The sequence below is a fragment of the Amycolatopsis magusensis genome, assembly GCF_017875555.1.
GTDB classification, from domain to species: Bacteria; Actinomycetota; Actinomycetes; order Mycobacteriales; family Pseudonocardiaceae; genus Amycolatopsis; species Amycolatopsis magusensis.
In genome coordinates, this window is sequence record NZ_JAGGMS010000001.1 from 7638899 (window position 1) to 7663616 (window position 24718).

Sequence of the window (24718 nt, forward strand, 5' to 3'; positions counted from 1 at the left end):
GTGTCCAGTGACAGCCGGGCCCCGGCCGCGTGGTGGCGACCGGGGCGGTGTGCGGGGTGGGGTCAGGCGTCGATCTGCTTGGTCTCGTCCCGCGAACCGACGGTGATCTTGCGGGGCTTGGCCCGCTCGGTGACCGGGATGCGCAGGGTCAGCACGCCGCCGTGGTAGTCGGCTTCGATGCGGTCGGTGTCGAGGGTGTCGCCGAGGAACAGCTGCCTGCTGAACACCCCGCGCGGCCGCTCGGACACGCTGACCTCCACGTCGTCGCCGAAGCGGGTCTCGCGCTCGGCCCGCACGGTCAGCACGTTGCGCTCCACGTCGAGGTCAATGGACTCCGCGCTGACGCCGGGCAGGTCGAACTCCACGACGTAGTCATCGCCGGCCCGGTAGGCGTCCATCGGCATCGCGGCGGGCCGGGTCTTCGTGCCGGGGGAGCCGAAGAACTGCTGGGTGAGCCGGTCGAACTCACGGAACGGGTCGGTGCGCAGCAACATCATGATGGTCCTCCTTCCGGCGCCCCCCGGGTGGGAGGCGTGTCGTCCTTGCTAACGCCGGACTCAAGTTTTATGTTCCCGGGACTTCGCGGACCCGGTAGTGGTCACGCCTAAATATGTAGCGCGCACTGCAGGTTGTGTCAACTGGCTGCTGACCTTAAGGTGATTGGGCTGCTACGGAAGGAGGAGTTGTGCCAGATCTGCGCAGGCTCGACGACCAGGACTTCCCGGCGTTCACCACGGGGCAGGCCGCGGAACTGCTCGGCGTGCAGGTCGCCTTCCTGCGCAGCCTGGACACCGCCGCCGTGGTGAGCCCCGAGCGCTCGACCGGCGGGCACCGGCGGTACTCCCGCAGGCAGCTGGAACAGGCCGCGCGGCTGCGGGAGTTGTTCGACCAGGGCCACACCCTCCAGGCGGCGGCGCGCATCGCCGGCCTCGAAGACGAGCTGACCGCGGCGCAGGAGGAGATCGGCGCCCTGCGCGCCGAACTCGACCGTCGAACCGGGCCCTCGGCCTAGCTGGCGGGTGCCCGGAGCTTCCGCCCGGTGGCCAGCAACAACAGATCGGCGACCGGCCCGCGGATCTCCTCCGGGCCCGCTCCCCCGGCCCACTCCCGATCGGTGGCGATGAGCCGGTGGCCGCGCAGGCGCCTCTGCGCCCCGTAGAACCGGCTGTTCCAGGCATGATCCAGCGCGGCGACGGCCGCGTCGAGCGGCATCGGCCGCGGCCTGCCGAGCGGGCGGGCGATGTCCTGGCCGTGGACCAGCATGTCGATCAGCGGATCCAGCGGGCTGGCACCCGGCGTGAGGTGCGTCGACCCCGCCGTCTCGCGGATCTGGGCCACGAGCTCCTGCGGCGTGAACTGGCTCGCACGCTCGCGGGCGAGAAGGTCGAACATGCGGTGCACGTTGCCGCGGGCGCGGATGGCGCCCCTGATGGACAGGCGGATCGTCATGCGCGTGGACAGGGACAGATGCGCCGCCACGTCACGCACGGTCCAGCCTTCGCAGAGGGACTGCACGTCCCATTCCTGCTGACTGAGCCCCTCAAGAAGGTCGGCGAGCCCCAGCCGCTCGTCCTTGACCCAGCCCATGATCTGTTCGCGTCGCATAACCGCTCCCTCATCCTCGCCACCCGTACCCCCCAACCACGAACACCCATCCCCCAAAAAGACACCCACCCCCAAACCCAGGCACCCGAACCCCACACTCACGCACCCGAACCCCACATTGGCGCAGCTGAACCACACGTTCGCGCATCCGAGTTCCGCACTCGGGCAGTCGAGTCGTACGTTCGCGCAGTCGAGATCCACACTCAGGCAGCCGAACTCCACGTTCGCGCAGGCGAGTCCCACGTTCAGGCAGCCGAGTCCCACGTTCGGACCTGCGAGCCCCGCATTCGGGCACCTGAATTCTGCGTTCAGATCCGCCGCGAGCGCGGGATTCGTGCCCGGCATGTGGGAGGCGACTGCGCGCACCGAACACTCGCCCGCCCGCCAACGTGGAGTTCGGCTCCTCGAATGCGGAACTCGGGTGCCGGAACGTGAAGTTCAGGTGCCTGAGTGTGCAGTTCAGGTGCCTGGGTGTGGCGTTCGGGAGCCTGACCGTGGGCTCGGGCGGGGTTTGCACGTGGAGTCGGGTGCCGGAACGCGGGGTTCGGCTGCGTGAACGTGGGATTCGGGTGTCTGAGCGTGGGTTTCGAGGGCCTGAGCGTGGGTTTCGGGGGCCTGGGTGTGAGGTTCGGGTGCCTGAACGTGAAGTTCGGATACTGGAGTGTGGGGTTCGGGTGCGTGAGTGTGGGGTTCGGGTGCGTGAACGTGGGTTTCGGATGCTGGAGTGTGGGGTTCGCGGGGTGGGGGGTGGGGGCCGCCGTACCCTGCTCGTGCGCATGCGCCGACGCTGCTCAGGAGGTCGCCTCGACGTGCCCTGGTCGTTCCGTCAGTCCAACCCGGTGCCCGAACGCGTCGTCCGGATCAGCGAGGTGGGGTGCTGCAAGCCCAGTCAGTTGCGCGTCCAGCTGCCCGCGGACGCGACCGCGGTGTGGGCGGCGGGCACCTTCACCGACATCGGCCTGACCGGCGCCCGCGACCTCGACGTGCCGATCGCGCGCCGCTTCCGGTCGGTGGGGGCGATGTGCGCGGCCGCGGTGAAGGCACCGGAGCCGCAGCGGCTGGTGCTGCTGATGTCGGAGCCCCGGTTCCAGGCGCACCGCGCGGACCAGCGGCTGCGGGCGGTGGTCGACCGCCGCTGCCGGGTCCTGGTGCTGCACGGCTGGCTCGCCCCTCCGTCCTCTTAGGACACCCCAGGCAGCAGGTCGCGCGCCAGGGCCACGATCGGCTCGTGCAGGGCACGCAGGCCGCCGAGGTCGTCCTCGACGAACCGTGCGGTGACCAGCGAGACGATCGAGCCGACCAGCGCCTGGCAGGCGAACCGCTCACGCGGTGATCGCGCACCGAAGATTTCCACGAGCAGTTCGACGAAGTGCTGCTGCAGTTCCAGCCTGCGTCGCATGGCTTCCGGGCCCGCGGCGTACGTCTCGATGAGGAAGAGCCTGACGACAGCCGGGTGTTCCGCCAGGATGCCGAGGTAGTCGCCGACGAACCGGTCGAACTGCGCCAGACCGCTGCCCGCCGGGGTCACCGAGGTGGCCAGCAGGTCGATCGCGTACTCGAGGGCAGCGATGAAGCACGCCTGTTTGTTCGGGAACTGCTGGTAGAAGGTCTCCCGCGACACACCCGCCCGCTTGATGATGGCGGCGACCGTCGTGCCGGGATAACCGTGTTCGGCCATCACGTCGGCGGCCGCGCGCAGCATCCGGGCACGCTGCGCGCCGGTCACCTCTTCCCGGCTGAGCCGGTGCCGCCCGCTCGGCAGCCGCGCCGGAGTCACCGCCGGGGACCGTCCGGGGCGATGCGCAGCGTGGTGAGGAACGTGGCCAGCATGTCGTAATGCCCGACCAGCAACAGGAATTCCACCGTCAGAGCCTCGTCGAGGTGCGCGCGAAGGCCGGCCCACGTGTCGTCGTCGAGATTCCGGTGCGCCACCAGGACATCCACCGCACCCAGCAAAGCGCGTTCGCGCGGCGTCCAGCCCGGTTCGTCTAATTCCGCCTGAATGCGGCTCAGGTCGTCGGCCGTGACACCGGCGCGCGCGCCGAGCCGCCGGTGGTGCTCGAATTCGTACGCGCACCGCCGCAGGTGGGCCACGCGCAGAATGACCAGTTCGGTGTCCCGCCGCGGCAGCTTGCCGCCGGGCATGAGCCGCCCGGCGAACCGCAGCCAGCCGCGGAACAACGCCGGCCGCCGCGCCATCGTCAGGAACAGCTTCGGCGGGGTGGTGCCGGTGACGCGGCCGCTGATCCTGGCGAACGCCCACGCGAACAGGCCGACCTCGCCGCGGCCGCCCGGCGTGATCCGCGGCCCGGTCACGAGACGGCCGTCCGCAGCAGGCGCCGCATGGCAAAGTTCGCCGCGCGCATGAGCAGCGCGTACCCCGGCGGGAAGAGCCGTTGCAGCAGGTGGATCGCCTGGATGTCGCGTGAGGTGAACACGAGGTACCGGTTGCGCCGCACGCCGTGCAGGATCGCCGCGGCCACCCGCTCCGGGGTCACCGCGTGCCGGCGGAACCCGTCCCGCAGGCGCACCCAGCGCGGGTTCGCCGTGTCGATCCCGGCGACCTCCACCGTTTCGGTGAGCGGGGTGCGCACCCCGCCGGGGCAGACCAGGCTGACCCCGATGCGGTGCGCCCGCAGGTCGAACCGCAGCACCTCGGACACCCCGCGCAGGCCGAACTTGCTCGCGCTGTAGGCCGCGTGCCACGGCAGTCCGAGCAGCCCGGCGGCCGAGGAGACGTTGACCAGGTGCCCGCCCCGGCCCGCGGCGACCATCGGCGGCAGGAACGTCTCGAGCACGTGGATCGGGCCCATCAGGTTGACCTCGACCATGCTCCGCCAGTGGCGGTGTTCGAGCCGGTCGACCGTGCCCCAGGCGGAGACGCCCGCGATGTTCATCACCACATCCAAGCTCCCGAGGCTCGCGTGGATCCGCTCCCCCAGCCCGCTGACCTCGGCCAGGCTGGTGAGGTCGGCGGGCTCGGCGAGCACCACCGCGCCACCGGCGTCCCGGATCTCCCCCGCCGCCTCCGCCAGCAGCGGCGCGTTGAGATCGGTGAGGTAGAGCCGGGCACCGGCGGCGGCCGCGCGCCGGGCCGTCGCCCGGCCGATGCCGCTCGCCGCGCCGGTGATCAGCACGTGTTTCCCGGCCAGGTCCATCGCCCGACGTTATTGACGAACACCGGTGTTCGTCAATATTCGAGCACCGCTTTGCCGGACAGCCGCCGTGCCCGCAGGGCGTCGATGGCTTCCGCCGCGTCGGCCCAGCTGCCGCGCCAGGCGATGTGCGGGTCCAGTTCACCGGCCGCCACCAAGCTCGCGAGCCAGGCCAGGTCGGCGCCCAGACCGGTGTGGTTGGGCAGGAAGAACGAGGTGATCGAGCGGTCGTGCCTGCCCATGCCTTCGAACGCGCCGTACGGGAACACCTCGCCGGCCCCGGACGACCGCCCGACGGAGACGAGCGTGCCGTGTTCGGCCAGCTTGTCGTAGGCCTGCACGAGCTGGGCGCCGCCGACCATGTCGAGCACCGCGTGGACCAGGCCGCCGACCGCGGCCGGGCCGTCGACCACTTCGTGCGCGCCCAGCGCGCGCAGGCTTTCCCCGTGCCGGTCCGGGTTCCCGGTCGAAGCGATCACGTGCGCGCCACCACGTCGAGCCAGTTGCACGGCGTACCGGCCGACCCCGCCGGTCGCCCCGGTGATCAGCACCCGCCTGCCCAGGATCGGCCCGGCGCGGTGCAGCGCGCGCAACGCGCTCCCCCCGGCGACCGGCACGGTGCTGATCGCGCCGAGGTCGGCTCCGGCGGGCACCTCCCCCATCAGTTCCGTGTCCACGGCCCGCAGTTCGGCCCAGGCCCCGGCCATTCCCATGGTGACGACCGGGGTGCCCGCGGCCGGGCCCGAACCGTCGGCCGCGGCCTGTTCGACCACGCCCGCGGCATCCCAGCCCAGCACCGCGCCAGGTGGCGCTTCGGGCAGCATGCCGAGGACTTCGCCGCTGTTCAGCGAGGTCGCGGACACCCGGACCAGCGCCTGGCCCGGCGCGGGCACCGGCTCGGGGGCTTCGCCCAGGCGGAGGCCGCCGGGTGCGGCGGGATCGGCCAGCAGAGCACGCATAGGTTCACTCCTCGCTAAGTGCCACTCAGTGGCATTAGCCTACAAGGGGCAAATGCTCCTCGGCTACCCTTGGCTCATGAACACCCTGCGCGAGCGCAAGAAGCAGCAGACCCGGGACGCGTTGATCGGCACCGCGCTGGACCTGTTCACCTCACGCGGTTTCGCGGCCACGACGCTGGACGAACTGTGCGACACCGTGGGCGTGTCCAAGCGGACGTTCTTCCGCACGTTCGCCAGCAAGGAGGAGGTCGCGCTGGCGCCGTCCGAGGACCTGTGGGCCGCGTTCCTGGCGCACCTGGGCACCCTCGACCCCGGCGACCGGACGGTGATGGCCGTGCTGCGGGACGCGCTGCTCGCCGCACTCGACGGCATGACCGGTGACAGGTGGGCGGAGCGCGTGCTGCAAGGCCGGAAACTGGCCGCCGGAACGCCGTCGGTGGAAGCACACGGACTCTACTTCTGCGAGCGGACGAGCCGGACCGCGCTGGAGATCCTCCACTCACGACTCGAACTCCCCGACGCGGCCGACCCCCGTCCGCGCCTGGCCCTGGACATGCTCGTCGCGGCGTTCCACCTCGCCCAGGAAGCATGGGCCGAGCAGGCGGGCACGCCGACGGTCGCGGATTTCGCCGGTCACCTGAACCGGATGTTCGCGCTGCTGCCCGAAAGCCTCACGCTCACCGCCGGGTTGCGCCCGTCCGCCGTTACCTCGTGAATTCATCCAGCGCGGTATCGCCGACACGCACCTGCCCGGAGCGGCCGCCACGCTTTCCGCGGGCGGCCGCCTCCGATTCGGCGGATCGTGGCTGACCTCGCGGGAAGCCGGGTCGGCCAAGGCGGTCGCGAAAGGGCCGGAAATCGAGGAGATCACCATTCGCGACGGCGTGGTCGAACTGGCGTCCCGCGCGATACCGGATTTCGTGGTGTTCCAGGCGCTGGCCGGACACCTTCGGCGGCAGGCTGAGAGCTAGTTCCGCCGGACGTCGTAGAGCAGGTGCGTGACGCGGTCGCCCTGGGCCACTTTGGTGGGGTTCGAGAAGAGGATGTCCTGGCCGGGGCCCATGGCGGCGAAGAACGGGCGGCCCGCGCCGAACACCACCGGCACCACGTTCATCACGACCTGGTCGATCAGCCCGAGCCGCAGCGCCTGGCCGCCGACCTGGCCGGCGGCCACGTCGACCTGCCCGTCCCCGGTGAACTCCTTGGCCTGCTCGATCGCGGACTCGACGCCGTCGGTGACGAAGGTGAACGGCGCGGTGGCCGCGAACTCCCAGTTCCTCGGCACGGAATGGGTGACCACGAAAACGCGGTCCCCGGCGGCGGGCACCCCGCCCCAGCCGTTCGTCTCGTCGAACAGCCTGCGCCCGATCACCACCGCGCCGATGTCGGTGTACACCGATTCCATGAACTCCTTGGACGCCTTCGTGGTGCGGGCGGATTCCTCCTGCTTTTCGGAGAACCTCCACTCCACGTCGCCATTGTCGTACCACTCGAACAACGGGCCGATCTCGCCGTTCAGCTTCGCGAGGTACCCGTCGAGCGAAACCACCGCGCCCATGATCGTTCTCGCCATGCCCTGCCTTCCACAGTCGGATGCTGGACGCCGTTCTAGCCCAAGTCGGCACGGCGCCGCTACGGCCTTGGCAAATCGTCCGCGGGTCGTCACGCGGAACCACTAGGGTGGGCGCCGTGGATCTGCTGGCGAGGCTCGACCGGTTCAACCGGCGGCACCCGTGGAGCCACAACGACCACTACGGCCCGTGGGTGGCCAGGCAGGTGGCCGGGGCCCGCCGGGTGCTCGACATCGGTTGTGGCACAGGCAATCTCGTCGACCGGCTCCGCCGTCGCGCCACGGTGACCGGCCTCGAACCCGACCCGGCGACCGCTCGCGTGGCACGGGAACGCTTCGCGGACGATCCCGCGGTCACCATCGTGGAAGGCGACTTCGCCGGCCGTGCTCCGGAGCAGCGCTGGGACGCCATCACGCTGGTCGCCGTGCTGCACCACCTGCCGCTGGTGCCCACCCTGCGGGAACTGCGCGATTGCCTGGCGCCGGGCGGCAGGCTCGTGATCGTCGGCTGCTACCGCGAAGCCGGTCGCGCCGACCTGCTCACCGCGCTCCCCGCGATGCTCGCCAACCCGATCGTCGGCTTGGTCAAGCACCCCGCCCGGGCGGCGGAACCCCCGGCGCACATGAGGGCGCCCACCGCGGATCCCGCCGAAACCCTGGCCGAAATACGGACCGCGGCGGCCGCCGAGCTCCCCGGCGCGCGCATCCGGCGCCGCCTGTTCTGGCGCTACACCTTGACCTACCGCGCCTGACCCGGACTACCGGGTGCGCACCTCTTCCGGTGCGGCACCCGCGCCCGATCGCAAAAACGGCACCAAGGCCAGCGCGGGCACCAGCAACACCGGCACCACCAGCAGGGCACGCAGGATCCCCGTCTGGTCCCCGAGCAGGCCGACCACCGGCGGGCCCGCCAGGAAAGCGGTGTAGCCGATCACCGAAACCACGCTCACCCTGGCGGAAGCGTGGCTCGCGTCGTCGGCCGCGGCGCTCATGCCGACCGGGAAACCCAGCGACGTGCCCAAGCCCCACAGCGCCACCCCGGCGATCGCCGGCACGGGCTCCCCGAACACCACGAGCAGCGCGCCGCCGATGGCGAGCACCATGGTGGCGAACAGCACCGGCACGCGGCCCCAGCGGTCGAGCGCGAACGTGCCCAGTGCCCGCCCGCAGGTCATCGTGGTCACGAACAGGCCGAAGACGGCGGCTCCCGCGGCCTGGCTGAACGCGTGGCCGTCGACGAAGGCCAGTGCGAGCCAGTCGTTCGCCGTGCCTTCGGTGAACGCCAGCACCATGACCAGCACGCCGATCAGCAGCGTCCGCGGTTCCCGCCAGGCCTTCAGCACGCCGCTGCCACCGCGGCCGCTGGGGGCGCCGCCGTGGCGGAACCCGCTCGCGGCGACCAGCGTGCCGAACAACGCGATGAGCGCGATGCCGGTCAGGTGCACGGTCACCGGCAACCCCAGCCAGGCCGCGGGGGCCGCCAGTCCGGCGCCGGTCACCGTGCCGAGGCTCCAGGCCGCGTGGAACCGCGGCATCACCGTCCGCCCCGCGGCCCGCTCGACCGCCGCCGCCTCCACGTTCATCGCCACGTTGCAGATGCCGGAGCCGTAGCCCAGCACGAACAACCCGGTTCCGGCGGCCACCGCCGACGGCCAGGCGCCGATGGCGAACCCGGCGATCACCAGTCCCGCCGCGACGCCCCCGGTCGCCACGCACACCGCCCGCCGCGCGCCCAGCCGGTGGGTGATCTCCCCGGCGGTGAGCAACGCCAGCGTCGCGCCCACGGACAGGCACAGCAGCACCAGCCCGAGCGTCCCCGCGCTCAGCCCGAGCACGTCCCTGGCCGCGGGCACCCTGGCGAACCACGACGCCACGGCCAGCCCGTTCAGTCCGAAAACGACCGCCACTCCGATCATGCGCCCGATCCCACGGCTGCAAGCGCTTCCACCGCAAGTGCTGGCAGACTGGCCGGGGTGAAGGCACGACTGACCGAGGTGGCGAAGGCCGCCGGCGTGTCCACGGCGACGGCGTCCCGTGTGCTCAGCGGCCGCGGCCCGGCCTCGGCGACCGCGCGCCGCCGGGTCGCCGCGGCGGCGAGCGAACTCGGCTACCTCCCGCACGCGGCCGGGCGCGCGCTGGCGACCGGCCGCGGCACCCGGCTCGCCGTGGTGGTGAACGGCCGGACCGAACAGGTGCTGGAGGACCCGTACGTCGGCCGCGTGGTCACCGCCGCGGCGAAGGTGGCGGCGGCCCGCGAAGTCGGTGTCTCGATGCACTGGCTGCCGTTGCACGCGCCCGCCGAACTGGCCCGGCTGGCGGAGAATCCGGCTATCGGCGGCATGGTCCTGCTCAACCCGACCGAATCCGCCCTGCGCGCGGCCCCGAAGTCGGTGCGCGGGCGGCTCGCGGCCATCGGCGTCGGCTCCCGGCACGTGCCCTCGTTCGACGTCGACAACGGCCCGGCGACCGCGCGGCTGGTGGCCCACCTGCTCGGCGGCGGCCGCCGCCGGGTGGCGATGATCACCGGCGCGGACTGGCTGCCGTGCACGCACCGGACGGTGACCGCCTACCGGGAGACCGTCGAGGCCGCGGGCTTCCCGGCCAGGGTGGTGCCGGGCGACTTCACCGCCGCGCGAGGTGCTTGCGCCGCAACGGAAATCCTGGCGCGCTGGCCGGACACCGACGCCGTGTTCGCGCTGGGCGACCTCGCGGCACTGGGTGCCCTCGGCGCGCTCCAGCGCACGGGTGTCGACGTGCCCGGGGATGTGGCGGTCGCCGGTTTCGACGACCTCCAGTTCGCCGCGCTGAGCAGTCCGGCGCTGACCACGTCCACGCACCCGGTCGAAACGATCGCCACCGCCTGCGCGACCGCGGTGCTGGACCAGCGCTTGGGCAGGCCGGTCACCCGGTACTCATCCGAGCTGGTCCTCCGGGCCACCGCTTGAGCGGTATCGCGCCGCGCGGTCTTGGAGCCAGCGCACGGCTTCGGCCGTTTCCTCGGCGGTCAACATCGCTATGCCGGGCATCCGGCTCAGCTGTTCGATCTGGTCCGCCATCGCCAGGTGCTCCCGGTGCCCGTGTTCCCGGCAGGCCAGGCAGGTGACGCTTTCCGGGCGGGCGGAGGTCATGGCGTAGGGCACTTCGACACCGCAGCCGGTGGTGACCACGGTCGGCGCGTCGGCCACCAGGCCCAGCGTCGAAGCCACCACGTTGCGGTAGTCGGCACCGGCCTGCAGGACCTTCCGCTCGACGTGGATGTGCGGATCGTCCATCCACCCAGGCTAGCGACTCCACCCGCGAGCGGGCGATGATGCGGGAGTGGATCCGGGCGGGTGCCCGGCGGGAACGGGAGGTCGGCGATGGCGGGCCCGGATCGCGTCCGGCGGGTGGTCAGCCACGAGCAGGTGGTGCTGGGCGCGTGCCGCTTCTTCCTCCAGCACGGCATGGTCGACATGGACCGGCTGGCGGCGAGCCTGGCCGTCAGCCGCGCCACGCTCTACCGGGTGGCGCACAGCCGCGACGGGCTGCTGGGCGAGGTGCTGTGGCGGTTCACCGAACGGCTGCTCACGCGCGCCAGGCAGCGGCGCAGGCACGCGGGCGTCGACGGGGTGCTTGAGGTGACCCGGGCGTTCGTCGGCCAGTTGCACGCGGCCGCGCCCTTCCGCGCTTTCCTGCGCACCGAACCGGATACGGCCGCACGGGTGCTGTTCACCACCTCCGGTGTGGTGCACCGGCGCGTGGTTTCGCTGCAGCTCGACATCCTGCGCGAGGTCCACGGCGATCGGCCGTGGTCGGCGGGTTCGCTCGACCAGATGGCCTACCTCTACGTGCGCATCATCGAATCCGCCGTCTACGCCGAACTCCTCGGCGCGGCCGCACCGGATCCCGAGCTGGTGGAACGGGCCGCACGGGCGGTGCTGCAGTCCGGCTGAGACAGCGGTCTCACGGTGTTCCCGGGCCCTGGCACGCACAGTGGCGACCCGGCTACGTTCGCCAGGTCCTGCCCATCGTCGCGTGGGAGCCACCATGTCGATCTCCGTGTGGGGTCGTGCCGGGCTGATCGCCGTAGTGCTCGGCCTCCTCCTCCCGAACGCCCTTCCCGCCTCCGCCTCCACCCAGCCCGCGCCGCCGGCCGGGTCCCCGCAGGTGACCGGGCCGCTGCCCGGCGCCTGGCCCGGTGACCGGCTGGCCGAGCGGATCGAGGACACCTACCCGTTCTTCGCCACCCCCGTCGACCTGGCCGCCCGCGGCTACGTCGAGCAGGAGTTCCACCTCTCCGGCCTGGCCGACGGCTGGGCCGCCGACGGCACCGGAGTGGCCACCGACGTCCCGTACACCACGCGCGTGGTGGTGCGGCGGCCCGCGCAGGCCCGTGATTTCAGCGGTACGACGCTCGTCGAATGGCAGAACGTGACGGCGGGCTACGACCTGGACGCGTTGTGGAACGCGAATTCGGTCATCCGCGCCGGGCACGCGTGGATCGGCGTTTCGGCCCAGCGCGTCGGCGTCGACCAGCTCCGCGCGTGGAGTCCGGCCCGTTACGGCGGGCTCGACGTGACCGGCGGGGGCAAGCACAACGCCGACGAGCTGTCCTACGACATCTTCACCCAGGCCGGTCGTGCCGTGGAATCCGGCGCGGTGCTGGGCGGAACACGCCCGCGCACGGTCCTCGCGATCGGCGCTTCCCAGTCCGCGGGCCGGATGACCGTGCTCTACGACAAGATCCTGCCGCAGCAGCAGCCGGTGTTCGACGGGTACGCCTTCGTGGTCGGCTCCGCGCCGACGCGGGTCGGCACCGAACCCGTCTTCCAGATCCTCTCCGAGACCGACGTGCGCAACACCAACCGCCGCGCCGACTCCGACAAGTTCCGCCGCTGGGAAGTCGCGGGCGGGGCGCACTCCGGGCACGAGGGCCAGGCCTACCGCGCGCCGATCTCCGAACGCGACCTCGGTGCCGCACCCCAGTACGACTGCGACAAGCCGCCATTCAGTCGCGTGCCCATGCACCACGTCACCGCGGCCGCCTACGAACACCTGCGCCGCTGGGCCGAGCGCGGTTCAGCGCCGCCGACCGCCCCGCTGCTGGAGTTCGAAGCCGACGGTGTCACCAAGAAGCGCGACGAGCTGGGCCTGGCCGTGGGCGGGATCCGCCTGTCGCAGGTCGCGGTGCCGACCGCGCTGAACACCGGGGACAACAGCGGCGAGACCTTCTGCCAGCTGTTCGGCACCCACGTGCCGTTCGACCAGGCGACCCTGGCGAAGCTCTACCCCGGGGTGGACGACTACCTGGGCAAGGTGGTCGTCGCGGACGCGAAGAACGTCCGCGCCGGGTACCTGCTCGCCGCCGACGCTAAGCGGAACCGGGAGGAAGCCACCGGCGGCACCACCCCGGTGATCTTCGTGCACGGCCAGCAGGGTTCGGCGCACCAGTGGCAGTCCAACGCGAAACGCTTCTCCGCCAACGGCTATCCCGACAAGCTCCTGTACGCCTTCGAGTACGACACCAGCATCCCCACCAACGACCACGCCCTCACCGGGCTGGACGCGTTCATCGCCGACGTACGGGCCCGGACCGGCGCGTCCACAGTGGACATCATCGCGCATTCCCGTGGCACGACGGTGATGCACGCCTACCTGGCCACGCCGGACCGGGCGGCCCAGGTGCGCCGGTACGTCAACGTCGACGGCCGCTCCAGTGCCACGCCACCCGGCGGCGTCCCGACGCTCGCGCTGTGGGGCAGCCTGCAACCGCAGGGCAACATCGGCGGGGCGACCAACGTCCACCTGACCCACCTCGGGCACACCGAGACCGCCACCGCCGCGGAGAGTTTCACGCACATGCACCAGTTCCTGCGCGGCAGGCCGGCGATCACCACCGAGGTGACGCCCGAACTGCCGGGCCTGGTCGAGATCGCCGGGCGCGCGGTGTTCTTCCCGCAGAACACCGGGATCGCCGGACGCCTCCAGGTCTGGGAGGTCGACAAATCCACCGGCGCCCGCCGCGCCACGCCCGCGCACGACGTGCAGACCGGGCCGGACGGCGCGTTCGGGCCGCTGAAGGTCAACGGCTACAAGCACTACGAGCTGGTGCTCCTGCGTGAGGGCCAGCAGTCCTACCACTACTACTTCGAGCCGTTCGAGCGCAGCGACCGGTTCCTCCGGTTGCAGGTCTCCCCGCCGGGCGGGATCGGGGACTACGTCGACAAATGCGCCACCCACACCGCACTCACCGTGCTGCGTGGCCGCGAATGGTGGTCGGACCAGCCGGAGAGCGACCGGCTGGAACTCGACGGCGTCAACGTCCTCGCCCCGGCCGTCTCACCCAAGCTCCGGCAGGTGCTCGCCGCGTTCGCCTTCGACGACCACTGCGACCTGACCTCCACGCTGGGCGCCGCGTTGCCGCCGTTCAACGCGCTGCCCTTCCTCACCGCCGTGGACGACTACCTGCCCGCCCAGCCGGACGCCGGGAAGGCGATCCGGGTGACGGAGGTGGTCCGGGGCTCCGGCGGCCGGTCGCGCACGGTGGCGGCGCTCAACTGGCCGTCGGACCGGCATTCGGTGACCGTGCAGTTCAAGGACTACCTGGATCGCCCGTTCGGGGTCTGAACAGGTAGTTGTTGGTGTGCAAGCACACCTGACCGGTGGCCTGCCAGCCCTGGCGCCACGCGTACATCGCGTAGCCACGGCTGGTGAGCCACTCGACCACGTCCTCCGGCGTGTAGTCGTAGCGCGCGGTGTGGCGGGCTTCGATCTCGATCAGCAGGGTGGGCCGGTACCGCTCGATGGCCCGCGTGCCGCCCCGCAGCACGTGCAGTTCCCCGCCTTCCACGTCGATCTTGACGAAGTCGAGCCGGGTCAGGCCGGTGGCGGCGTGCAGGCCGTCGAGGGTGTCGACCTCCACGAGGACGTCGGCGTGGTGGGAGAACTCGGCGTTGGAGCCGAGGCCGTGGGTGTTCCAGTCCAAATAGGAGCGACTGGTGTCCGGGCCGTAGGTGCGGAACGGGACCCGCATCGCCGCGCGCCCGGGCTCGGCACCGAGCGCGACGGGGTGCCGGACCACGTTCGTGCGCTCCCACGCCCCCAGGACGCGGGACCACACCGGGTGGGAGAACGACACCGGTTCCACGCTGTGCACCACGCCGGTGGGTCCGGCGAGGTGGGACAGCGCCTGGCTGTACAGCCCGGCCGCCGAACCCACGTCGACGCAGACGTCGCCGGGGCGCACCACCTCGGTCAGCGCGTGCAGTTCGGTGTCCACGAAGGACGTACGGCGGGCGAGCAGGTTCGCCGTGGCGGCGGTCAGGCTCGGGCGGTCCAGGCGGGGCATCGGGTTCCTCTCCTCGGGTGCCCGCCACGATGCCGGTCGGCCCGCGTGCGCCACATCGGCCGCCGGGCTTACACCCGTGGGCCGACCAATCCCAGTTCGTAGGCGATGATGACCAGGTGGACGCGGTCGCGTGCGTCGAGCTTGGTGAACAGCCGCGCCACGTGGGCCTTCGCGGTGGCCACGCTGATGTACAGCTCGGCGGCGATCTCGCCGTTGGACCGGCCGAGCCCGACCAGGGTCAGCACCTCGCGCTCCCGGTCGGTGATGCCGTCGGCCTGCCGCCGCGGGGACACCGGTGCCGGAGCCGGGCGCCCGGCGAAGTCCGCGATCAGCCGCCGGGTCACGCTCGGCGCGAGGAGCGCGTCACCGGCGGCGACCACGCGGATCGCGGTCAGGATGTCGTCCAGCGCCATGTCCTTGACCAGGAACCCGCTCGCCCCGGCCCGCAGGGCGCCGTAGACGTACTCGTCGTCGTCGAAGGTGGTGAGCACGAGGACGTGCGGTGGCCCGGCGCCCGCGGTGAGCCGCCGGGTGGCCTCGATGCCGTCCATGTCCGGCATCCGGATGTCCATCACCACCACGTCCGGCCGGGTCTCCCCGGCCACCCGGACCGCCTCGGTGCCGGTGCCCGCCTCCCCGACCACGGCCAGGTCGGGGGTGTCCGCGATGAGCACCCGCAGGCCGCTGCGGATGAGCGGCTGGTCGTCGGCGAGCACGACACCGATCGTCATCGGAGCGGGATCCTCGCGCTCACGCGGAAACCGCCGTCCGGCCGCGGCCCGGCGGTGACCTCACCCCGCAGCGGCGCGACCCGCTCGTGCATGCCGGGGATGCCGTACCCGGTTTCCGCGGCACCACCCCGTCCTTCGTCGGTCACTTCGAGGATCAGCTCCTTCGCCCGTTGTTCGACGACCACTTCGCACCGGGCGACCCCGGCGTGGCGCACCACGTTGGTGACCGCCTCCTGGATGATGCGGAACGCCGCCAGGTCGACTTCGGGCGGCAGCGGCCGCCGGTGGCCACGCCGTCGCACGTCCACCCGCACACCAGCGTCGAGGGTCCGCGCGGCCAGATCGCCCAGATCGGCGAGGCCCGGCGGTTTGCCGGGCTCCCCCGCGTCGGGCCGCCGGAGCGAGCCGAGCACCTCACGCAGTCTGGTCAGCGTGTCACGGCTGGTGCTTTCGATCGCGTGCAGGGCTTTGCGTGCCTCCTCCGGCTGGGTGTCGATGACCCGCCCGCCCATCCCCGCCTGGAACGCGATGACCCCGATGCTGTGCGCGATCATGTCGTGCAGCTCCCTGGCGATGCGCAGCCGCTCGGTCTGCGCGGCCTGGAGTTCGGCCTGCGCCTGCCGGGTTTCGCGGTACCGCTTGAGCCGCCGCAGGAGGCAGCCCAGCAGCCAGGCGGCGAGGACCGCGACCGCGTACGGGATGAAGGCGTTCTCGAAGTCGCGGGGCCGGAGTTCGGAGATGGCGGCCACCACGAGCTGCACCACCAGCGCGACACCCGCGGCGAGGGCCGAAAGCCGGAAGCGGCTCGTGGTCGCGATGTAGGCGACGGCCAGGTCGAGGGTGACGGTCTGCAGGTCCCGGAGGAAGCTGTGCAGCCCGGACTCGGTCGACGGCGGCAGGTGCACCAGTTCCGCGGTCACCAGTTCGAGGAGCAGCACGCCCAGGGCCGGCAGTGGCTGCCGCTTGAGCATCCCGAACGGGAGGAACACCGCCAGGAACGCCACGAAGTACGGGCCTTCCCAGGCGATCCAGCCGTGCAGGAGGACGGGCGACAACGCGAGCCCGGTCCAGGCCAGCGCCGTGCGCGTCCTCGCCGGGATCCGGCTGAACGGCGAACGGGCGACCGGCATGCGGCGATGGTAGCCAGCCGGTCGTCCGCCGGGCATCGGCTCGGGGGTGTACGCCCGGCGGCTACCCCGGAAGTGATCGCCGGGCCGATGTTCCGGGCTCCTGGGATCAGCACCGTGGGGCGGGTGATCGGAAACCTCGCTCCCCGCACGCTGCTGACCGTGCTCGCCGCCGTCACCATGACGGTGGCCCCCGCGGCCGCCGCGCTGCTGTCCGCACCCGGTCTGGTGCGGACGACACCACCGCCGGGCCTGCCCGCCTGGCTCGCCGACGGTCACCACCTGCCGGATCCCCAGCGCGCCGAGCCTGCGGCTATTCACGATTTCCTGCTGCGCCTCGGTACCGCCGAGCAGCAGGGCTTGGCGGTCGCCTACCCGGACGTGGTGGGCGCGCTCGACGGCGCTCCACCGGCGATGCGGTACGCGGCGAACCGGCGGCAGTTGCGGGTGTCCGGGCAGTTCCTGCTGTTCGACCCGCGGGGCAACGGCCGGGTGGCGCAGGTCTTCGGCGACTTGGCCACCGCCGACCGGATCGCCGTGCTGGTGCCCGGCGCGGCCAACCGGGCGGAGAACTTCTGGACCGGGGTGGGCGGCGTGCTTTACCGGGCACCGGCCACGCAGGCGGCCGACCTGTTCCGGGCGGCTGTCCGGAAAGCCCCTGGTGCCCGGTTCGCGGTGATATCCTGGCTCGGTTACGACACCCCCGGCGGGGTGGGGCCCGACGCGGCTCGCGGGGACCTGGCGCGAGCCGGCGCCGTGGCGCTGGAGCGGTTCGTCGCCGGACTGGTCGCGGTCCGTCCACAAGCGACGATCGCGTTGCTCGGGCACAGCTACGGGTCCACGGTGCTCGGGGCGGCAGCCGCCCGGCTCCCCCGGCAGGTGACCGACCTCGCGGCCTTCGGCAGTCCGGGAATGGGCGTGGACCACGTGGCACAACTCGGCACCACCGCCCGCGTGTGGGCCGGGCAGTCCCGGGGCGACTGGATCCGCTGGGTGCCCGGCGTGCGGTTCTTCGGCCTCGGCCACGGCACCAAGCCCGCCGATCCGGCCTTCGGCGCCCGGGTGTTCGCCACCGACGACGTCGCCGATCACGACCACTACCTCAGCCCGGGCACCGATTCGCTGGCGGCGCTGACCGGGATAGCCCTGTCCGGGAGCGATCCGGTGGTCCGGCCGTGACCACGCGGGACCACACGGTGGACGCGTTGCGGGGTCTCGCGATCGCCGGGGTCGTGCTCGGGCACTGGCTGGTGAGCGCGGTGGTGAGCGATCCGTACCAGCCCACCGCGCTGCACGGCGAAAGCCCGCTGGCGCACACCCCGGAATTCGCCCCGGTGACCTGGTTCCTGCAGACGCTCGGCCCGTTCTTCTTCGCCGCCGGGTACGCCGCAGCGAGCCGGGCGTGGCACGGGAAGTCGTTGCGGCGCGGGCGTTTGCTCGGGCCCGTACTGGCGCTCGCCGCGGTGTGGCTGCCCGCCACGCTCCTGCTCGCCGCCGTCGAATCCCCCGCCAGTACCCGTGACCTGGTCCGGGCGCTGGTGACGCAGCCGTTGTGGTTCCTGCTCGTCTACCTGGTGCTGGTCGCGCTCACCCCGGTGCTACGGCCACTGGTCGTCCGATGTGGACCGTGGGTGGCGGTGGTCCCGGTGGCCCTGGTCGGGGTGGTCGACCTGATCCGGCTGCACGGCTTACCGAACTGGCTGGGCGTCGTGGCCGCACCGGTGGCCTGGGCCGTGCCGTACCTGCTCGGACTCGCGCTGGCCGAGGAGCGACTGCACCGGCGGGCCGGCGCGGTCCTCCTGTCGCTGGGCGTGCTCGCGGGCGCCGCATTGCTGTGGGCGGCGCGGTATCCGGCGAGCGCGGTCGGCGTGCCCGGCGACCGCTGGTCCAACCTGGCGCCACCGTCGTTGTTCACACTGGCACTGGCCGCCGCGCAGGTCGGCGTGTTCCTGCTGCTGCGCCCGTGGCTCGCCAGGGTGCTCCGGCACCGGGCCGTGTGGGCGCCGATCTCGGCGCTCAACCGGCACGCGATGGCCGTCTACTGCTGGCACCAGACCGCGTTGCTGCTGGTCACCTTCACCGGCCTGCTCACGGGACGGCTGCCCGGCCTGCTCGACGAACCCACCGGCGACTGGCCGCTGCACCGGCTGTACTGGCTGCCGGTCTTCGCGCTCGTGCTCGCCGCCCTGACCTGGCTTCAGGCCTCCTGCACGCCGGGCCGCCGGTCCCCCACCACGTAACCGGCCCGCGGGGGTCAGCCGAGCAGGTCCGCCCACGCCGCTTCGGCCGCGGTGCCACCACCCGCCGGGTCCTTCATCGCGAGCAGGGTCGCGAGTTCGGTGGCGGGCCGGTGCAGGAACGGCGCGGCTTCCCTGGCGAGCCGCGCGGAATCCCCGCCCAGACCGTGTTCGGCGAGCAGGGCCACCGCTTTCGGCCACAGTTCGGCGTGGTCGAGCAGGTCCCGCACGGTGGCCGGAGCGGGCCGTGGCGTCACCGGATCGGCCACCGTCCACCGGTGCCGCCCGTGCCCCACCTCCACCGCGGCCTGACCGGGCACGTGCACCCGCGCGGCCGAACCCGGCGGCACCTCCACCTCCAGCGTGAACTCCCCGCCTTCCCGCCGCCACGCCACCGAAGCCTCGCCGTACGGCGTGTGGTGCCGGGCGGAAGCGTGCGTCAGCGCGGCGTCCGGGACCGGCCGGACGGTGATCCGCCGGTATCCCGGCGCGGCCGGAGCCAGTCCCGCGATCGACCGGTGCATCCAGTCGGCGACGGCGCCCAGCGCGTAGTGGTTGAACGAGGTCATCTCACCCGGGTTGACCGAACCGTCGGGCAGCATGCTGTCCCAGCGTTCCCAGACGGTGGTGGCGCCCATGGACACCGGGTACAGCCAGGACGGGCAGCCCCGTTCGAGCAGCAGCCGGTAAGCCAGGTCCGGGCGGCCGGCCGAGGTCAGCGCGTCGGTGACCAGCGGCGTGCCGACGAACCCGGTGCCGATCCGGAAACCGTTGGCGCGCACCAGATCCGCGAGCCGTTCGGCCGCGTGCTCCCGCTGCTCCCCGGTGGCCAGCAGGTCCCATTCGAGCGCCAGCGCGTACGTGGTCGGGGCGTCGCTGAGCACCCGGCCGGCGCCGGTGACGTAGTGCCGGATGAAGGCGTCCCGGGAGTCGGCGGCCAGCTTCTCGTACCGGCTGCCGTCGCGGCCGAGCACGCGCGCGGTCTCGGCGACGATCTCCGCCGAACGCACCAGGTGGGCCGTGGCCACCACGTCGGGATCGGCCTGCGCGGCGAACGGGTCGTCCGGCGGGGCGGTCGGGTCGAGCCAGTCACCGAACTGGAACCCGCCGGCCCACACCCCGTCCGAGGTCAGCGAGGCGATCCGGTCCACCCAGGCGCACATGCTGTCGAACTGCCGCGCGAGCACGCCGGTGTCGCCATAACGGCGGTACTGCACCCACGGCACGACCGCCGCCGCGTCACCCCAGGCCGCGGCGGTCGGCGACTTCCCGTAGAGCACGTCCGGGACGACGTAGGGCACCGAGCCGTCGTCCTGCTGGTCGGCGGCGAGGTCCGCGAGCCAGGTGCTCAGGAACCCCGCGGTGTCGAAGAGGAAACCGGCGGTCGGCGAGAAGACCTGGATGTCCCCGGTCCAGCCGAGCCGCTCGTCGCGCTGCGGGCAGTCGGTCGGCACGTCGAGGAAGTTGCCGCGCATGCCCCAGACCACATTGTGGTGGAACTGCTCGAGATCGGGGTCGGAGCAGGAGAACCAGCCGGTCCGCCGCAGGTCGGTGCCGACCACGACCGCCGCCAGGTCTTCGGCCACCACGTCCGCGCCGGTGACCTCGGCGTACCGGAAGCCGTGGAAGGTCAGGTTCGGCTCCAGCACCACTTCCTGGGCGTCGTCGAGCACGTAGGTGTCGGTGGCCGCGGCCGAACGCAGCGGGCGGACGCCGAGTTCGTCGTGCTCCAGCACCTCCGCGTGCCGCAGCACGACCTCCTGCCCCGCCCGGGTGTTGCGCAGGCGCAGGCGGACCCAGCCGACCACGTTCTGCCCGAAGTCCACCAGCGTCCGGCCCGACGGTGAACGCCACACCTCGATCGCGGGCAGTACCTCGGTGGCCCGCACCGGCGGCCCCTCCGGTGCGACCAGGCGTCCCAAGCTCGCTTCGACGACCTCCACCCGGTCCACTTCGGACTCGGCAGGCCGGAGATCGGTGTGCTGGCCGTCGTACAGGTCGTCGGCGAGCACCCCGCTGTTCCGCGCGGTCCACTGCTCGTCGGTCCCGATCACCTCCGTGGACCCGTCGGCGTAGGTGACTTCCAGCTGCGCCAGCAACGCCAGCCGGTCACCGTAGTGCGCGCGCCGGCCGGCCCACGCGAGCCTGCCGCGGAACCAGCCGTTGCCCAGCAGGACGTCGAGTTCGTTCGCGCCCTCGTGCAGCAGCGCGGTCACGTCGTGGGTCTGGTACCGCAGCCGGTGCCGGTAGCTGGTCCAGCCGGGCGCGAGCACCTCGTCACCCACGCGGCGGCCGTTGAGCTGTGCCTCGTACACGCCGTGCGCGGTGGCGTAGAGCCGGGCGGAGGTGATGCCCGCCCGCAGGTGCACGGTCCGGCTCAGGATCGGTGCGGGTGCGCCGATCCCGCCGAGCGTGACCGGGCTGACGAACCGCGCGCTCCAGTCCCGCGCGGACAGCAATCCGGCCTCCACAGTGGACGGTTCGCTCCACTCGGACCAGTCGTCCCCCGAAGCGACCCGGACCCGGACCGCGGCCCGCTCACGGGACCGCAGGGGTTCGAACGGCCACGGCACGAGCACCTGTTCGGCGGATTCCACCCGCACCACGGTGCCGTCGCGGTCCAGTTCGCAGGCGGTCTGCGCCCATCCCGGGTCGTCCGTGCGCAGCTGCCAGGACAACCGCGGGGTCGCGGTGCCCAGTCCCAGCGGGGAGTCGCGGTGCTCGAAGCGAACGGGCGTGGTGGCTGTCAACGGATGCCCTCCTGGGTGACGATGTTCGGTTCCTGACCGGGGAGTTCGGCACGCCCGCGATCATGCCCGCTCCGCCTCGATCTGCTCGAGCGACTTCCCGGAGGTGTCGGGCATGAAGAAGTAGCCGACCACCCCGCTGAGCACCAGGGAGGCCGCCAGCAACGCGGCCACCGTGCCGATCCCGGCGTTCGCCAGCGTCGGCACGAAGAAGCTCCAGATGCCGAGGAAGATCCGCGCCGCCCCGAAGGTCACCCCCTGAGCGGTGCCCCGGAGCATGGTCGGGAACAGTTCCTGGCTGACGATCTTGTACACCGCTTCACCGGCGAAGGCCGCACCGACGCCGAAGAGCACGATATTGCCGAAGATCACCGGGATGGTGAACGGGAACACCAGGTACAGCACGAAGGCGAGCACCTGCGCCAGCGAGCCGAGCGCCCACATCCGCTTGCGCATCGCGTGCCCGCGGTCGACCAGCCGCATGAACACCAGCGTGCCCAGGATGCCGATGAGGAAGCCCGCGCAGGACAGCGCCACGCCCGCGGCCTGGCTGCCCGCGTTCAGCGTGGTGATGATGTACGGGGTGAAGATGCCGTTGGTCCCGGCGGCCACGTTCCAGAACAGGTAGATGGTGCCGGTCCAGACCAGCGCCCGCAGGTTCGCGCCGCGGAAGAGCGCGCCGAGCTTGACCGCGGCCGAGACCGCGCCGGTCGACGCCGCGGTCCACCTGGCCGATTCGGCGAGCCCCCGCCGCAGTGCCCAGGTGACGAGTGCGACCACGAACAGGTGCAGGAACACGATCCGGATGCCGAGCAGGTCCAGCGGGGACAGGACCAGCGCCAGCAGCAGCACGACCACCGGCCCGGCGTTCCAGGCGATCTGGGTGAACGCGAGCAGTTTGCCCCTGGCCTTCGACGGGGAGAACTCGCCGACCAGCGCGAGCGAGGTGGGCACGTCCGCGCCGACCGCGACGCCGACGACGAAGGTGCCGATGAACAGCATCGGTGCGTTGACCGCGAGCGCGATGCACAGGATGCCCGCCGCGTAGACCAGCAGGTCGTACTTGTAGATGCGCTTGCGCCCCAGTTTGTCGCCCAGGCGCCCGCCGATCAGCGCGCCGATGGCGCAGCCGATCGCGTTCGGGCCGATGGCCGCCAGCGCGCCCACCGCGCCGTTGCTCAACCCCAGGTACGCCTGGAACAGGGCCAGCCCCGAGCCCAGCGCGACGATCGAGCCCGCGTCCAGATAGGACGCCATCGCGGCCAGGGTCGACCACTTCCACTGCTGGCGCGTAACGGTCCCGGACTCTTCCGCCGGCGGGGTGCCGACGGCTTCGGAGGAAGTCAAGTGAGTCTCCTCGTCCTCGTTGACGTAGGTCACACTTTGAAACGTATCAAGCGGGAGGGTAGCGAAGGTGACCAGCCGACTCAAGGTTTCGGAACCGAGGAAGCTCTACGCAATGAATCGTTTCACACGGCCGCCGAGGGCGGCCTAGACTACCGAGCGCGACTTGCCGGACAGCGCCTAAGCCCAGGCCCCGAACCAGGCGACGGCGTCGACGCGCGTGCCGGACGGGGTCACGGTGCGCAGGCCCGCCTCTATCCCCGCGACCCCTTCTTCGCCCAGTTCGCGCACCCATTCGGCGCGCAGCTCGTCGAAGATCTCCGCGGAGCGGGTGAGCAGGTCGAGGCCGAGCGGGGTCAGGCGCACCACCTTCGCGCGAGCGTCGGCGACCGAGGCGGCGCGCTCGACGTAACCGAGGCGGGACAACCGGTCGACCGTCTTGCCCGCGGCCTGCTTCGACACGCCCAGCCGGCGTCCCAGTTCGGACGCGGTCGCGCCGTCGGCCCCGATCGCCTGCAACGCGAACCCGTACGCGGGCCGCACCTCCGGGTGCCCCTGGCGGGCCAGTTCCTCGTGCAGGCGGTCGATGAGCGTGCGGAAGCCGCTGAAGAGCAGCAGGGGCAGCTCGTAGCCGGGCGTCATGCGATCATTGTGGACTTGGACAACTTGGTTTACTATATCGACAACCGAGTTGACCATATTGGGGGAACACACATGTTCGTCGAGCACACCGCCGAGTCCGCTCCCGAAGCCGCACGCCCCGCGCTGGCCGCCACCGAGAAGAGATTCGGCTACCTGCCTTCCGCGGTCGCCCGGCTCGCCGAGGCACCGTTGCTGCTGGACGGTTTCCTGAAGCTGTCGGCCTTGTTCGAGAAGACCAGCCTCGATCCACTCGCCCGCGAGACCGTGGTCATGACGCTGGCGACCAGGAACCGGTGCCACGTCTGCGTCGCCATGCACACCGCGAAACTGCGGCGGCTCGACGCGGACCCCGGCCTGGTCACCGCCCTGCGCGAAGGACAGCCGTTGCCGGACGCCCGGCTCGCGGCGCTCCGGCAGTACACGCTCACCGTGCTCGCCACCTCCGGCGAGGTACCGGAGGCGGAGTTGACCGCCTTCTTCGACGCCGGGTTCACCCGGCGGCAGGCACTCGAAGTCGTGCTCGGCATCGGCGCCTACACCATGTCGACGCTCGCGAACCGGCTCACCCGCGCCGAAATCGACGAACCGATGCTGCCGTTCGCCTGACTCAGGCCTGGTCCCAGACCTGGCCGCCATCGCGGGAGCACATACCCCGCCACAGCAGGTCGGCGAGGGCGGCGGCATGGCTGCGCCATTCCCCGCTCGCGTCGAGGTACAGCAGCCCGCCCAGTCCGCGCAACACCGTCTCCGGGTCCAGATCGGCCCGCACGGTGCCGGCTTCGACGTTGGCTTTCAGCAGCGTGCCGACCGCGCCCTTCATGGACTCGTAGGCGCTGACGGGCAGCTCCCCGCCGCCGGAGGTCGTCGCGGCACGCAGGGCGTTGGCCAGCCCGCGCTTGGTCATCATGTAGTGCGCCAGGTGATCCGTGGTCCACACCCGGAAAGCCTGCTCCGGGGGGTGCGCTTCGAGCAGGTCCGGCACGACCTCGACGAGGTGGCGCACCTCCCGCTGGTAGACCGCCAGGATGAGCGCCTCCGGCGTCGGGAAGTGGCGGTACACCGTGCCGACGCCGACCTCCGCCTGCTTCGCGATGGCGTTGAAGGACACCTCGCCCGTGGCGGCCAGCGAAGCCGCGGCGGCGATCAGGATGCGTTCGTGGTTGCGCCGCGTGTCCGCGCGCCGCGGGTTGACCGAGCCCGTCGTCATCCTGCATCCCTCCTCTCACCTGCGTTCGAGCTGAATGTAATGCACCACCGCGCGTGAGCTGGAGCAA

At 71.8% G+C, this 24718-nt stretch carries 26 protein-coding genes; 10 read left to right on the forward strand and 16 right to left on the reverse strand.

Going from position 1 to position 24718, the window contains the following annotated elements:
- Positions 1 to 62: 62 nt before the first annotated feature.
- Positions 63 to 494 carry an Hsp20/alpha crystallin family protein gene (locus tag JOM49_RS33965; RefSeq protein ID WP_209671937.1) on the reverse strand — a complete coding sequence of 144 codons (432 nt, stop codon included), beginning with the start codon at positions 492 to 494 and terminating at the stop codon, positions 63 to 65.
- Between the two features lie 191 nt (positions 495 to 685).
- Between JOM49_RS33965 and JOM49_RS33970 the strand changes: the two genes are divergently transcribed.
- A complete protein-coding gene (locus JOM49_RS33970) occupies positions 686 to 1012 on the forward strand; it encodes a MerR family transcriptional regulator (protein WP_209668239.1) in 327 nt (108 codons plus the stop codon).
- On the opposite strand, the gene JOM49_RS33975 is transcribed toward JOM49_RS33970, so the two are convergent.
- Entirely contained in the window at positions 1009 to 1605 is a 597-nt protein-coding gene (locus tag JOM49_RS33975; protein ID WP_209668240.1) for a maleylpyruvate isomerase family mycothiol-dependent enzyme, read from the reverse strand. The two genes, JOM49_RS33970 and JOM49_RS33975, sit on opposite strands and share 4 nt — an antisense overlap.
- Before the next feature lie 809 nt (positions 1606 to 2414).
- On the opposite strand from JOM49_RS33975, the gene JOM49_RS33980 reads away from it, so the two are divergent.
- Positions 2415 to 2789 (forward strand): hypothetical protein, encoded by a 375-nt coding sequence (locus tag JOM49_RS33980; RefSeq protein WP_209668241.1) that lies wholly within the window; start codon positions 2415 to 2417, stop codon positions 2787 to 2789.
- Here JOM49_RS33980 and JOM49_RS33985 read toward each other — a convergent pair.
- Genes JOM49_RS33985 through JOM49_RS34000 form a run of 4 tightly spaced genes read right to left on the reverse strand, consistent with a single transcriptional unit; the run spans position 2786 to position 5719 of the window.
- A complete protein-coding gene (locus tag JOM49_RS33985; protein WP_209668242.1) occupies positions 2786 to 3382 on the reverse strand; it encodes a TetR/AcrR family transcriptional regulator in 597 nt (198 codons plus the stop codon). The two genes, JOM49_RS33980 and JOM49_RS33985, sit on opposite strands and share 4 nt — an antisense overlap.
- A complete protein-coding gene (locus JOM49_RS33990; RefSeq protein WP_209668243.1) occupies positions 3379 to 3921 on the reverse strand; it encodes a carboxymuconolactone decarboxylase family protein in 543 nt (180 codons plus the stop codon). Before JOM49_RS33990 ends, JOM49_RS33985 begins: the two co-directional genes overlap by 4 nt.
- Entirely contained in the window at positions 3918 to 4763 is an 846-nt protein-coding gene (locus JOM49_RS33995; RefSeq protein ID WP_209668244.1) for an SDR family oxidoreductase, read from the reverse strand. Before JOM49_RS33995 ends, JOM49_RS33990 begins: the two co-directional genes overlap by 4 nt.
- 32 nt (positions 4764 to 4795) lie before the next feature.
- Positions 4796 to 5719, reverse strand: a complete 924-nt coding sequence (locus JOM49_RS34000) for a zinc-binding dehydrogenase (RefSeq protein WP_209668245.1) — start codon at positions 5717 to 5719, stop codon at positions 4796 to 4798.
- A 76-nt stretch (positions 5720 to 5795) separates the two neighbouring features.
- Here JOM49_RS34000 and JOM49_RS34005 point away from each other — a divergent pair, with 76 nt between their 5' ends.
- Positions 5796 to 6434: a TetR family transcriptional regulator gene (locus JOM49_RS34005; RefSeq protein ID WP_209668246.1), complete on the forward strand. Its 639-nt coding sequence runs from the start codon at positions 5796 to 5798 to the stop codon at positions 6432 to 6434.
- 252 nt (positions 6435 to 6686) lie between these two features.
- On the opposite strand, the gene JOM49_RS34010 is transcribed toward JOM49_RS34005, so the two are convergent.
- Positions 6687 to 7292, reverse strand: a complete 606-nt coding sequence (locus tag JOM49_RS34010) for a dihydrofolate reductase family protein (RefSeq protein ID WP_209668247.1) — start codon at positions 7290 to 7292, stop codon at positions 6687 to 6689.
- 116 nt (positions 7293 to 7408) lie between these two features.
- On the opposite strand from JOM49_RS34010, the gene JOM49_RS34015 reads away from it, so the two are divergent.
- On the forward strand, positions 7409 to 8041 hold the full coding sequence (locus JOM49_RS34015) for a class I SAM-dependent methyltransferase (RefSeq protein ID WP_209668248.1): 633 nt from the start codon (positions 7409 to 7411) through the stop codon (positions 8039 to 8041).
- 6 nt (positions 8042 to 8047) lie between these two features.
- On the opposite strand, the gene JOM49_RS34020 is transcribed toward JOM49_RS34015, so the two are convergent.
- Positions 8048 to 9205, reverse strand: coding sequence for an MFS transporter (locus JOM49_RS34020; protein ID WP_209668249.1), 1158 nt, complete (start codon positions 9203 to 9205; stop codon positions 8048 to 8050).
- A 57-nt stretch (positions 9206 to 9262) separates the two neighbouring features.
- Between JOM49_RS34020 and JOM49_RS34025 the strand changes: the two genes are divergently transcribed.
- A complete protein-coding gene (locus JOM49_RS34025) occupies positions 9263 to 10234 on the forward strand; it encodes a LacI family DNA-binding transcriptional regulator (protein WP_209668250.1) in 972 nt (323 codons plus the stop codon).
- Here JOM49_RS34025 and JOM49_RS34030 read toward each other — a convergent pair.
- A complete protein-coding gene (locus JOM49_RS34030; protein ID WP_209668251.1) occupies positions 10202 to 10561 on the reverse strand; it encodes a hypothetical protein in 360 nt (119 codons plus the stop codon). The genes JOM49_RS34025 and JOM49_RS34030 overlap by 33 nt on opposite strands.
- Positions 10562 to 10648: 87 nt before the next feature.
- On the opposite strand from JOM49_RS34030, the gene JOM49_RS34035 reads away from it, so the two are divergent.
- Complete coding sequence (locus tag JOM49_RS34035; RefSeq protein WP_209668252.1) at positions 10649 to 11221, forward strand: QsdR family transcriptional regulator; 573 nt, start codon at positions 10649 to 10651, stop codon at positions 11219 to 11221.
- 94 nt (positions 11222 to 11315) lie between these two features.
- Positions 11316 to 13895 (forward strand): alpha/beta hydrolase domain-containing protein, encoded by a 2580-nt coding sequence (locus JOM49_RS34040; RefSeq protein ID WP_209668253.1) that lies wholly within the window; start codon positions 11316 to 11318, stop codon positions 13893 to 13895.
- On the opposite strand, the gene JOM49_RS34045 is transcribed toward JOM49_RS34040, so the two are convergent.
- The 3 genes from JOM49_RS34045 to JOM49_RS34055 all read right to left on the reverse strand — a co-directional run bounded on the left by JOM49_RS34045 (position 13861) and on the right by JOM49_RS34055 (position 16477).
- Complete coding sequence (locus tag JOM49_RS34045; protein ID WP_209668254.1) at positions 13861 to 14616, reverse strand: FkbM family methyltransferase; 756 nt, start codon at positions 14614 to 14616, stop codon at positions 13861 to 13863. The genes JOM49_RS34040 and JOM49_RS34045 overlap by 35 nt on opposite strands.
- Positions 14617 to 14684: 68 nt before the next feature.
- On the reverse strand, positions 14685 to 15347 hold the full coding sequence (locus JOM49_RS34050; protein WP_209668255.1) for a response regulator: 663 nt from the start codon (positions 15345 to 15347) through the stop codon (positions 14685 to 14687).
- The gene (locus JOM49_RS34055; protein ID WP_209668256.1) at positions 15344 to 16477 is read right to left on the reverse strand and encodes a sensor histidine kinase; all 1134 of its coding nucleotides are present in this window, start codon (positions 16475 to 16477) and stop codon (positions 15344 to 15346) included. The genes JOM49_RS34050 and JOM49_RS34055 overlap by 4 nt, the downstream gene beginning before the upstream one ends.
- Before the next feature lie 123 nt (positions 16478 to 16600).
- On the opposite strand from JOM49_RS34055, the gene JOM49_RS44230 reads away from it, so the two are divergent.
- Positions 16601 to 17653, forward strand: coding sequence for an alpha/beta hydrolase (locus JOM49_RS44230; protein ID WP_209668257.1), 1053 nt, complete (start codon positions 16601 to 16603; stop codon positions 17651 to 17653).
- Positions 17650 to 18714: an acyltransferase family protein gene (locus JOM49_RS34065; RefSeq protein WP_209668258.1), complete on the forward strand. Its 1065-nt coding sequence runs from the start codon at positions 17650 to 17652 to the stop codon at positions 18712 to 18714. Before JOM49_RS44230 ends, JOM49_RS34065 begins: the two co-directional genes overlap by 4 nt.
- Positions 18715 to 18728: 14 nt before the next feature.
- On the opposite strand, the gene JOM49_RS34070 is transcribed toward JOM49_RS34065, so the two are convergent.
- The 3 genes from JOM49_RS34070 to JOM49_RS34080 form a co-directional block, all read right to left on the reverse strand.
- Entirely contained in the window at positions 18729 to 21461 is a 2733-nt protein-coding gene (locus tag JOM49_RS34070; protein ID WP_209668259.1) for a glycoside hydrolase family 78 protein, read from the reverse strand.
- Positions 21462 to 21521: 60 nt separating this feature from the next.
- Positions 21522 to 22805 (reverse strand): MFS transporter, encoded by a 1284-nt coding sequence (locus JOM49_RS34075; protein WP_209668260.1) that lies wholly within the window; start codon positions 22803 to 22805, stop codon positions 21522 to 21524.
- Between the two features lie 177 nt (positions 22806 to 22982).
- Positions 22983 to 23444, reverse strand: coding sequence for a MarR family winged helix-turn-helix transcriptional regulator (locus JOM49_RS34080; protein ID WP_372444142.1), 462 nt, complete (start codon positions 23442 to 23444; stop codon positions 22983 to 22985).
- A 72-nt stretch (positions 23445 to 23516) separates the two neighbouring features.
- Between JOM49_RS34080 and JOM49_RS34085 the strand changes: the two genes are divergently transcribed.
- Positions 23517 to 24050 carry a carboxymuconolactone decarboxylase family protein gene (locus tag JOM49_RS34085; protein WP_209668261.1) on the forward strand — a complete coding sequence of 178 codons (534 nt, stop codon included), beginning with the start codon at positions 23517 to 23519 and terminating at the stop codon, positions 24048 to 24050.
- A 1-nt stretch (position 24051) separates the two neighbouring features.
- Here the strand turns inward: JOM49_RS34085 and JOM49_RS34090 are convergent, their stop codons facing one another.
- On the reverse strand, positions 24052 to 24651 hold the full coding sequence (locus JOM49_RS34090; protein ID WP_209668262.1) for a TetR/AcrR family transcriptional regulator: 600 nt from the start codon (positions 24649 to 24651) through the stop codon (positions 24052 to 24054).
- Positions 24652 to 24718 lie beyond the last annotated feature (67 nt).

Excerpts from the sequence above, each read along its gene's own strand:
- JOM49_RS34045 (WP_209668254.1), bottom strand. The coding sequence starts at position 14,616 with ATGCCCCGCCTGGACCGCCCGAGCCTGACCGCCGCCACGGCGAACCTG.
- JOM49_RS34010 (WP_209668247.1), bottom strand. The coding sequence starts at position 7,292 with ATGGCGAGAACGATCATGGGCGCGGTGGTTTCGCTCGACGGGTACCTC.
- JOM49_RS34035 (WP_209668252.1), top strand. The coding sequence starts at position 10,649 with ATGGCGGGCCCGGATCGCGTCCGGCGGGTGGTCAGCCACGAGCAGGTG.
- JOM49_RS33995 (WP_209668244.1), bottom strand. The coding sequence starts at position 4,763 with ATGGACCTGGCCGGGAAACACGTGCTGATCACCGGCGCGGCGAGCGGC.
- JOM49_RS34050 (WP_209668255.1), bottom strand. The coding sequence starts at position 15,347 with ATGACGATCGGTGTCGTGCTCGCCGACGACCAGCCGCTCATCCGCAGC.
- JOM49_RS34000 (WP_209668245.1), bottom strand. The coding sequence starts at position 5,719 with ATGCGTGCTCTGCTGGCCGATCCCGCCGCACCCGGCGGCCTCCGCCTG.
- JOM49_RS34020 (WP_209668249.1), bottom strand. The coding sequence starts at position 9,205 with ATGATCGGAGTGGCGGTCGTTTTCGGACTGAACGGGCTGGCCGTGGCG.
- JOM49_RS34080 (WP_372444142.1), bottom strand. The coding sequence starts at position 23,444 with ATGACGCCCGGCTACGAGCTGCCCCTGCTGCTCTTCAGCGGCTTCCGC.
- JOM49_RS33965 (WP_209671937.1), bottom strand. The coding sequence starts at position 494 with ATGTTGCTGCGCACCGACCCGTTCCGTGAGTTCGACCGGCTCACCCAG.
- JOM49_RS34030 (WP_209668251.1), bottom strand. The coding sequence starts at position 10,561 with ATGGACGATCCGCACATCCACGTCGAGCGGAAGGTCCTGCAGGCCGGT.
- JOM49_RS34040 (WP_209668253.1), top strand. The coding sequence starts at position 11,316 with ATGTCGATCTCCGTGTGGGGTCGTGCCGGGCTGATCGCCGTAGTGCTC.
- JOM49_RS34055 (WP_209668256.1), bottom strand. The coding sequence starts at position 16,477 with ATGCCGGTCGCCCGTTCGCCGTTCAGCCGGATCCCGGCGAGGACGCGC.
- JOM49_RS34005 (WP_209668246.1), top strand. The coding sequence starts at position 5,796 with ATGAACACCCTGCGCGAGCGCAAGAAGCAGCAGACCCGGGACGCGTTG.
- JOM49_RS34085 (WP_209668261.1), top strand. The coding sequence starts at position 23,517 with ATGTTCGTCGAGCACACCGCCGAGTCCGCTCCCGAAGCCGCACGCCCC.
- JOM49_RS34090 (WP_209668262.1), bottom strand. The coding sequence starts at position 24,651 with ATGACGACGGGCTCGGTCAACCCGCGGCGCGCGGACACGCGGCGCAAC.
- JOM49_RS33975 (WP_209668240.1), bottom strand. The coding sequence starts at position 1,605 with ATGCGACGCGAACAGATCATGGGCTGGGTCAAGGACGAGCGGCTGGGG.